Below are 8700 nucleotides of genomic sequence, written 5' to 3' on the forward strand. Positions count from 1 at the left end.
CAGTTAGTAGGAGAGATGATGCTAAAAGAGAAAATGTGGATAACTTTATTTAAAAAGTTATCCACATTTTTAATGATTAGTAGTTTACTGAACGAATTTCGAAGTGTGCTTGATCATATCCACAGACTGGACATTTTTTAGGAGCCTTTTTACCGTAGTGGATGTGACCGCACTCTTGACAAATCCATGATGTTTCTTCTTCTTGAGCGAAGACTTTATCTTCTTCAATGTTTTGTAATAACTTTAAGTAACGCTCTTCGTGTTCCTTCTCAATGTTACCAACCATTTCGAAAAGAGCAGCGATACGTTTGAAGCCTTCTTCGCGAGCTTCTTGTGCAAAGGTTGCATACATGTCTGTCCATTCATCATGTTCTCCCGCTGCAGCATCGCGTAAATTTGTTTGGGTATCAGCAACTTCACCTTCATGTAAGAATTTAAACCAAAGTTTAGCATGGTTCATTTCATTATGAGCGGTCTCTAGGAATAAGTTTGCAATTTGTTCATATCCTTCTTCACGTGCTTTAGCCGCGTAGAAAGTATATTTATTTCGAGCCATTGATTCTCCCGCGAATGCGTGCATTAAGTTTGCTTCAGTTTTAGTACCCTTTAAATTTGTCATGCTTAAAATCCCCCCAAGATTACTTTAATATCTAGTCCTAACATAACCTACTGCGAGATAAAACGCAACGGTCATTTCTTAGATTTGATTGACAAATGGTTTGTAATGAGAGTGATTATTAATAGAGGTGAGATAAAGGGATAATTTATCCTATATCCTCCAATTTTATGCTCAAAGCTGACAGTCTAGGTGCGATTAATTTTAGAATTTGATTTTATTTGACTTATGAATGAATTCTTGATATTATTTTTATGAGATCAGTATGGAGTGGTGTGATTCGGCAGCCCACTATATAAAAAATAAAGAGTCGAGAAAAAAAGAGCCTCACGGCTCTTTTTTTATATTTTTATTAAATAGACTCTTTAGACGATATGTTGACAAATAAACACGAAGAAAAGAATTAGCGCTATGCTCGCTAAAGAGACATTTAATTTTTTCATTTTTCGTGGTCCAACTTCCGGGGCAAACCAAAATAAGTTGTCCATGATGTTAAATAAGGTTTGAATTAGGTCATCGATAAATTCCATTGTGTGCTCCCCTATTTTGGTATGTTAGAATTTTATTATATGTGTAAAAAGTTTAAAAAAATGTCGGAATAAAGTAGTAATTTTACTTTTTAATATATTTATTGTGATTGACGGTATATTTCTCACGATTATGGGAAAAGTAGTGGTGTAGAGTTTTACGGAATGGTTATTGGACGGCCACGAAGTGCTCAGGTGACGGTCAGTCATCACTAAATATTAGAGTTGATGTTTAGGAGTGGTTGATTGTTAGGAATTCTACGAATGAAGTGCTTTGTTGTAGGAAATAGTTCTTATGGCAGGGCACTTTTTTTGTTAGAAAAAATTAAATCCTGCGTGTAGAGTGAATAAAAATAAAGTAGCGGGGAAAGCTAGTTTTGTAGAGTTTTACGGAATGGTTATTGGGCAGCCACGAAGTGCTCAGGTGATGGTTGGTAAGGGCTGAATATGAGAATTGATGTTCAGTGGTTATTAGCTATTAGAAATTCTGCAATTCAAGTACCCTCTTGTAAGAAATAGTTCTTATGACAGGGTACTTTTTTGATTGACTAGAATATTTTTGGGGAATATACTGGGTTAAATAAGTGGGAGGGGAATATTAGTGAAAGTGATTAACTTTATATTGATTTGTTTAACCATTTTGATTGGGATATCTATCTGGATGGGATACGATAGGAATGTTCCGCTTTTGCTTTTAGTTGTAGCAGGATCGCAAATGGTTAATGGATGGGATCGCTATCGTAAAAATAGGGGAGAAGCGATTGTTTTATTTTTGCTTGCTGTGTTCTTGATGGGAGTTGCTATAAATTTAGTAGAATAATAAGTGAATGATGGATAAAAAAAGAGTAGCGGGGAAAGCTAGTTTTGTAGAGTTTTACGGAATGGTTATTGGGTAGCCACGAAGTGCTCAGGTAACGGTCAGTCATCACTAAATATTAGAGTTGATATTTAGGAGTGGTTGATTGTTAGGAATTCTACGAATGAAGTGCTTTGTTGTAGGAAATAGTTCTTATGGCAAGGCACTTTTTTGTTAGAAAAAAATAAAAATTAAATCATGCGTGTAGAGTGAATAAAAAAAGAGTAGCGGGGAAAGCTAGTTTTGTAGAGTTTTACGGAATGGTTATTGGGCAGCCACGAAGTGCTCAGGTGATGGTCAGTCATCACTAAATATTAGAGTTGATGTTTAGGAGTGATTGATTGTTAGGAATTCTACGAATGAAGTGCTTTGTTGTAGGAAATAGTTCTTATGGCAAGGCACTTTTTTTTGTTTGGAAAAAATAAAATGATAAGGTTAGTTGAGTCGTTTAGAGAAAAATTCTAATTTCATAGAACGGATAGTGGTGATGGTTCAGTGATTAACTTCAGATTAATTTTGTAAAATGGGGTTGAAATTTTTTATTAATAGAGTAGGAAGAGAAATAAAGGGGATATGATTTGGTGATTTAGTGTTTTTATGGCACAATGGAATTAGGACGTTGTTAGGAGGGATTTGTTGATGAAAGATCAAGCGATTTTTAATGCCTTAGCGCAAGAGTTGAAGCGTCAACGTGAAAATGTAGAGTTGATTGCTTCGGAGAATTACGTGTCACAAGAAGTGATGGATGTTCAAGGTTCTATTTTAACGAATAAGTATGCCGAGGGATATCCATCAAAACGATATTATGGCGGATGCGAGTTCGTTGATCGTGTTGAAGAAATTGCGCGTGAACGTGCAAAACAACTATTTGGAGCAAAGTTTGTTAATGTTCAACCTCATTCAGGTTCTCAGGCAAATATGGGAGCGTATCGTGCGATTTTAAAACCAGGTGCAAAAGTGCTAGGTATGAATTTAAGTCATGGAGGGCATTTAACACATGGCCACCCTCTTAACTTTTCAGGAAAAGATTATGAGTTTTATGAGTATGGTGTAGATGAAAAAACAGAAATGATTAATTATGAAGTTGTGCGTCAAATCGCCTTAGACGTAAAACCACAATTAATTGTAGCGGGAGCTTCGGCGTATCCACGTCTTATTGATTTTAAAAAATTCCGTGAAATTGCGGACGAAGTTGGAGCATATTTAATGGTGGATATGGCCCACATTGCTGGATTAGTTGCAGCCGGTGTGCATCCTAATCCAGTAGAGTTTGCTCATGTTGTCACGACGACGACGCATAAAACATTACGTGGTCCTCGTGGAGGAATGATTTTGACAAATGATGAAGAAATTGCGACAAAATTAGATAAAGTAGTGTTCCCTGGTATTCAAGGTGGCCCATTAATGCATGTAATTGGTGCGAAGGCTGTCTCGTTTTTTGAAGCTTTGTCAGATGAGTTCGTGGACTATCAAAAACAAGTCGTAAAAAATGCAAAGGTCTTGTCTGATGAATTAACGAAACATGGTTTACGTATTGTATCAGGAGGAACAGATAATCATTTGCTTCTTGTTGATGTAAAATCTAGTTTTGGTTTAACTGGAAAAGTAGCGGAAGCCGTTTTAGATCGAGTGGCGATTACGTGTAATAAAAATACGATCCCATTTGATACGGAGAAACCTTTTGTGACGAGTGGTATTCGTTTAGGAACGCCAGCGATTACAACGAGAGGATTTAAAGAGGCTGAAATGGTGGAGTTAGCGGGATATATCGCAAGAGCTTTACGTTCAGTTGATGATGAGAAAGAGTTAGAGGCTATTCGTGAATCTGTTCTTCAGTTAACGAGTCGCTTTCCTTTATATGATGCCTAAGGGGAGGTTGCGAGATAATGTCTATATTAATTGATGGGAAAAAGGTTTCAAATGATTTAAGAGCTTCTATTTCCCAGGAAACCAAAAAGTTTATAGAGAAAACAAATGTTCGCCCTCATCTTGTAGTGATTATTGTAGGAAAAGATCCGGCGTCTATGACGTATGTTCGTAATAAGAAGAAGGCGTGTGAGTCGGTAGGGTTTGAATCGACAGTGATTGAATTACCTGAACAAATTAGTGAATCAGAGTTATTAAAACAGATTCATCAATTGAATCAAGATGAAACGGTACATGGTATCTTGGTGCAACTACCATTACCAAAGCATATCGATGAAGAAAAAGTGATTCAAACGATTGCTGTTGAAAAAGATGTAGATGGTTTTCATCCTTACCAAGTTGGGGCACTAGTCCTCGGATTGAATGGACTACGCTCTTGCACACCAGCGGGAGTGATTGAATTATTAAAAGCCTATGACATTCCGATGGTGGGACGCCATGCTGTGATTGTTGGTCGGAGTCAAATTGTCGGTAAGCCACTGATTCAAATGTTGTTGAATGAAAATGCAACAGTGACTGTCTGTCACTCAAGGACTAAAGAATTGAGTGAGTTTACAAAACAGGCTGACTTGTTAATTGTGGCTATTGGACAACCACAGTTTATTACGGCTGATATGGTTAAAGAAGGGGCCGTTGTCGTTGATGTTGGAATTAATCGTTTAGAGAGTGGGAAGCTTGTTGGGGATGTGTTGTTCGATGAAGTTTCCGAGAAGGCGAGTTATATAACTCCAGTTCCAGGTGGTGTTGGTCCGATGACAATTACGATGTTATTGCGAAATACGTTGAAGGCTGCAGCAAATCAATTAGGTTTAAAGTAGAATAAAAAAAGAAGTCATTAATCAATGACTTCTTTTTTATAGGGCTGGATAGCTTCCCCGTCAAAGGATCCTTCTTCCCATTCAAAGGAGACGAAGCCTTCTAGGTTAGAAATATTTTGCCATGTGATGGTGTTTGTTTGGGGGTCATACGTGTAGTTTGGATGGATAAGCGGGGGGATTTTTTCGCCGTTTTTATTGGTGATTGGATTCATTATTGTAAGTGTTGGCCCTTGAAAAGTTAATTTAGGTAAAGTAACTCGTTGATTTTCGAGCGATTCGTGATGGAGTGAGAGTGGGAGTAGAGGTTGGAGGTCGGTGACGCTATTTTCCTCTAAGTTTAGGCAGACAAGGTTAGGCATTGTTTTTGGGTTAATGGGAGTGACATCGCTAATGTCATTATAATTTAGGCTAAGAATGGTTAGATTTTTTAGGGTGATATGACTTAGGGGAGACAGATCTTTGATTCCAGTGTTATCGAGGTAAAGTTCTGAGAGTTGTTCGGCGTTTTTAGGGAGATGATCGAGTTTTTGAATGGGGTTGCCGATTAAAATAAGGGAGAGGGAATTTAAAGAATTATTTTTTAGTAGGGGAGAACAATCAGTGATGTGATTATATTCTAGAAAAATGGATGCGAGATTAGGAAGGGGGATATGCTGTAGAGGGGAGAGGTCGGTGATCTTATTATTGTTGAGATAAATGGTTTTTAGGGTTTGTAGATGAGCTTGCTTAAGTGGAGAAAGATTTTCGATTTTGTTATAGCCAAGGCCGAGGTCTGTTAGCCTCGGAAAGGTGAGTTTGGCAAGCGGTGAAAGGTCAGAGATTTGATTATCATTTAGTTGGAGTTCGGTCAGATGGTCGGTGACGAGCTGTTTGAGTGGGGAAAGATTTGTAATGAGGTTGGAGTCTAGATATAGTTTTTGAAGATGACGGCAATGTTCAATTCCATCAAGTGATTGGATTTGTTGATGGGAGGCATCGAGTACGGAGATGGTTTGCAGGGTACTTTGTGTGAGAGGCACGTCAGGGCCTAAGGTGTTTTGAATGACTTGTTTAAGATAGGGGTCTTTGATGAGTGACATGGTGAATTCTCCTTTTTGTTTGTTAGTTTGTGGGGGGAAAAAGAGTTTGATGCATACAACAATGGAAACGTTATCTGTAAGGGGTTGCTTTTTTGGTGATGGAGCTTTATAATGGGGATTGGATAACCATATAGTGTTTGATGATTGAGGGGTCTAGTTTTTAAGGTTAATGTGGTTATTTATTTGAGGAGGAAGTAGTATCACGATATGATACTACTTTTTTTATGGGATTTGAATATTTTTGTGGGAAATGGTCAATAATTAAGACAAAATATGCGTTTGCGTGTTATAATGAAAAAATGAAAAAAATAGTTATATAGATGGAGTGATTCGATGTCGACAACTGAAATTAATGATCAATTACAGGTTAGACGCGATAAAATGGAGGATTTACGTCAGCACGGAATTGATCCATTTGGACAAAGATTCGACCGTACTCATTTATCTTCAGAGTTAGTTGAAGAGTTTGATGCGTTTTCTAAAGAAGAATTAGAAGAAAAGCAAATTGAAGTTGCTGTAGCGGGACGTATTCGTACGAAACGTGGAAAAGGTAAAGCTGGGTTTGCTCATATTCAAGATGTTAAGGGACAAGTTCAAATTTATGTGCGTCAGGACGCCGTTGGTGAAGAGGCTTATGGTTTCTTTGCGAAGGCTGATTTAGGTGATATCGTTGGAGTGCGCGGAGTCGTGTTCAAAACTAAGGTTGGTGAGTTATCAATTAAGGTTAAAGAATACATCCCACTTTCAAAGGCGCTACGCCCGTTACCTGAGAAGTACCACGGATTAACGGATGTTGAAGAACGTTACCGTCGTCGTTATGTTGATTTAATTATGAATGAGGAAAGTAAGCAAACATTTATTACACGTACACGTGTGATTACTGCAATGCGCCGTTATTTAGATGGGTTAGGTTATTTAGAAGTTGAAACACCAATTTTACATACAACATTAGGAGGGGCCGCAGCTCGTCCATTTGAAACACATCATAATACATTAGATATGGATTTATATTTACGTATTGCGACTGAGTTACACTTAAAACGCCTACTTGTTGGTGGATTAGAAAAGGTATATGAAATCGGACGTATTTTCCGTAATGAAGGAATTTCGGTTCGTCATAATCCAGAATTCACATCGATTGAGTTATATGAAGCTTACGGTGATATGGAAACGATGATGGATTTAACTGAAAATATGGTGGCTCATATTGCGCAAGAAGTTTTAGGGACAACGACTGTTCCATATGGTGGACATGAAATTAATTTAGCAGTTGGATGGAAACGTTGGCATATGGTTGATGCGATTAAGGAAATCACAGGTGTTGATTTCTTTAAAGAAATGACATTCGAAGAAGCAAAAGCTATTGCTAAAGAACATAATGTGGAGGTTCCAGCTCACTTTACAGGAGTTGGTCATATTATTAATGAATTCTTTGAAACATTTGTTGAAGAGAAAATTGTTCAACCAACATTTATTTATGGACATCCGGTAGAAGTTTCTCCACTTGCGAAGAAAAATGCAGAGGACCCTCGATTCACAGATCGTTTCGAATTATTTATCGATGCACGTGAATATGCGAATGCTTTTACGGAATTAAATGATCCAATTGATCAAAAAGAACGTTTCGAAGCTCAACTTGCTGAAAAAGCATTAGGAAATGATGAAGCTTCGGAAATGGATATCGATTATATTGAAGCATTAGAATATGGAATGCCACCTGCAGGAGGACTTGGAATCGGAATTGATCGTTTAGTAATGTTACTAACTAACTCTCCAACGATTCGCGACGTCCTATTATTCCCAACAATGCGTAAAAAATAATTATCTATTAATCTCGCTCTTTGGAGCGAGATTTTTTTGTTGACGAATTGTCAATACAAATGCGACAGTTTCTCATGAAATAGCTCGAATGAAGTTTTCCAACCTAAGCATTTTCGTGGTCGATGATTAATGAGGAGGAGGGCTTCATCAATCTCTTTCTCACTAACTCGTGCTAAGTCCGTCTTCTTCGGAAAGAATTCTCGAAGAAGACCATTGGCATTTTCATTACTTCCTCTTTGCCAAGAGGAATAGGCGTCAGCGAAGTAAACAGGAACCTTTAAATCTGCTTCTACTTTGGAATAACAAGCAAACTCTTTTCCTCGATCAACGGTATAAGTTTTAAAGGTGTCTTTAGGAAAATGTTCATATAACTCACTAATCGCTCGGTACATTTCAGATGCTGAGCGATTTTCGATTTTAACGGCGACATAAAATCGTGTTTGACGTTCAATAAATGTAGCTAAACATCCTTTACTTTTACCACGGCTTGAAACAACTGTATCAAGTTCCCAATGACCAAATGCCTGACGTTTTTTTACCTCTTTAGGACGTTGATGAATTGATGTCCCAATGTTAAATCGTCCGCGTGTTTCTCGTGGTTTTCGGCGTTTTCCCTTTTGCCTTAAACAGCTTAAATCCCCTAACAAAATCGTTCCGTCATAAATCCAACGATAAATAGTTTTGAATGAAATAACACCCTTTAAAACCGTATTAGAAATTTGTTCAGGCGACCAGGTTAACTTTAAATAATGTTGGATGGTTTGAATAACTTCTTCAGATTTGGTCTCTGGACGATGACAAACTAAGCGACGTTGCTCGGCTAATTCATCTGCTAGCTCTGCTTGATACGTCTTTTGAGTATTTCGTTTTAGTTCACGAGCAATAGTTGAATGATGACGATTTAATTGCCCCGCAATTTGTCTCGTTGAATAACCCATTTTTGAAAGAACTTCTATACGTGTACGCTCAAATGTGTTAAGATGTTTATAACTCATAAATAGATCTCCTTGTTAAGAATTTGGTGTGGTAACTTCATTCTATAACAAAGAATTCTATT

General features: G+C 37.6%; 8 protein-coding genes. 4 read left to right on the forward strand and 4 right to left on the reverse strand.

The genetic code is table 11. From position 1 onward, the window contains the following. Positions 1-76 precede the first annotated feature (76 nt). Both rbr and AACH31_RS00130 read right to left on the reverse strand, forming a co-directional pair. The gene (rbr, locus tag AACH31_RS00125; protein ID WP_161832639.1) at positions 77-619 is read right to left on the reverse strand and encodes a rubrerythrin; all 543 of its coding nucleotides are present in this window, start codon (positions 617-619) and stop codon (positions 77-79) included. Positions 620-981: 362 nt separating this feature from the next. Next, a complete protein-coding gene (locus tag AACH31_RS00130) occupies positions 982-1146 on the reverse strand; it encodes a hypothetical protein (RefSeq protein WP_161832638.1) in 165 nt (54 codons plus the stop codon). A 598-nt stretch (positions 1147-1744) separates the two neighbouring features. Between AACH31_RS00130 and AACH31_RS00135 the strand changes: the two genes are divergently transcribed. From AACH31_RS00135 to folD, 3 genes are all read left to right on the forward strand, one after another. Next, positions 1745-1963, forward strand: coding sequence for a hypothetical protein (locus AACH31_RS00135; RefSeq protein WP_338617716.1), 219 nt, complete (start codon positions 1745-1747; stop codon positions 1961-1963). A gap of 675 nt (positions 1964-2638) precedes the next feature. Continuing rightward, on the forward strand, positions 2639-3868 hold the full coding sequence (gene glyA, locus AACH31_RS00140) for a serine hydroxymethyltransferase (protein ID WP_161832636.1): 1230 nt from the start codon (positions 2639-2641) through the stop codon (positions 3866-3868). A gap of 17 nt (positions 3869-3885) precedes the next feature. Further along, entirely contained in the window at positions 3886-4743 is an 858-nt protein-coding gene (gene folD, locus AACH31_RS00145; protein WP_161832635.1) for a bifunctional methylenetetrahydrofolate dehydrogenase/methenyltetrahydrofolate cyclohydrolase FolD, read from the forward strand. 17 nt (positions 4744-4760) lie between these two features. Here folD and AACH31_RS00150 read toward each other — a convergent pair whose 3' ends face one another. Further along, positions 4761-5822, reverse strand: a complete 1062-nt coding sequence (locus AACH31_RS00150; protein ID WP_161832634.1) for a leucine-rich repeat domain-containing protein — start codon at positions 5820-5822, stop codon at positions 4761-4763. Between the two features lie 333 nt (positions 5823-6155). On the opposite strand from AACH31_RS00150, the gene lysS reads away from it, so the two are divergent. Then, positions 6156-7643, forward strand: a complete 1488-nt coding sequence (gene lysS / locus AACH31_RS00155) for a lysine--tRNA ligase (protein ID WP_161832633.1) — start codon at positions 6156-6158, stop codon at positions 7641-7643. A gap of 50 nt (positions 7644-7693) precedes the next feature. Here lysS and AACH31_RS00160 read toward each other — a convergent pair whose 3' ends face one another. After that, positions 7694-8638 (reverse strand): IS30 family transposase, encoded by a 945-nt coding sequence (locus AACH31_RS00160; protein WP_289461060.1) that lies wholly within the window; start codon positions 8636-8638, stop codon positions 7694-7696. Between the last annotated feature and the right edge of the window lie 62 nt (positions 8639-8700).

Origin of the sequence: Turicibacter faecis, assembly GCF_037076425.1 — a bacterium.
Classification (GTDB): domain Bacteria; phylum Bacillota_I; class Bacilli_A; order MOL361; family Turicibacteraceae; genus Turicibacter; species Turicibacter faecis.

Coding starts and splice junctions, on each gene's coding strand:
- rbr (WP_161832639.1), bottom strand. CDS start 619: ATGACAAATTTAAAGGGTACTAAAACTGAAGCAAACTTAATGCACGCA.
- AACH31_RS00130 (WP_161832638.1), bottom strand. CDS start 1,146: ATGGAATTTATCGATGACCTAATTCAAACCTTATTTAACATCATGGAC.
- glyA (WP_161832636.1), top strand. CDS start 2,639: ATGAAAGATCAAGCGATTTTTAATGCCTTAGCGCAAGAGTTGAAGCGT.
- folD (WP_161832635.1), top strand. CDS start 3,886: ATGTCTATATTAATTGATGGGAAAAAGGTTTCAAATGATTTAAGAGCT.
- AACH31_RS00150 (WP_161832634.1), bottom strand. CDS start 5,822: ATGTCACTCATCAAAGACCCCTATCTTAAACAAGTCATTCAAAACACC.
- lysS (WP_161832633.1), top strand. CDS start 6,156: ATGTCGACAACTGAAATTAATGATCAATTACAGGTTAGACGCGATAAA.
- AACH31_RS00160 (WP_289461060.1), bottom strand. CDS start 8,638: ATGAGTTATAAACATCTTAACACATTTGAGCGTACACGTATAGAAGTT.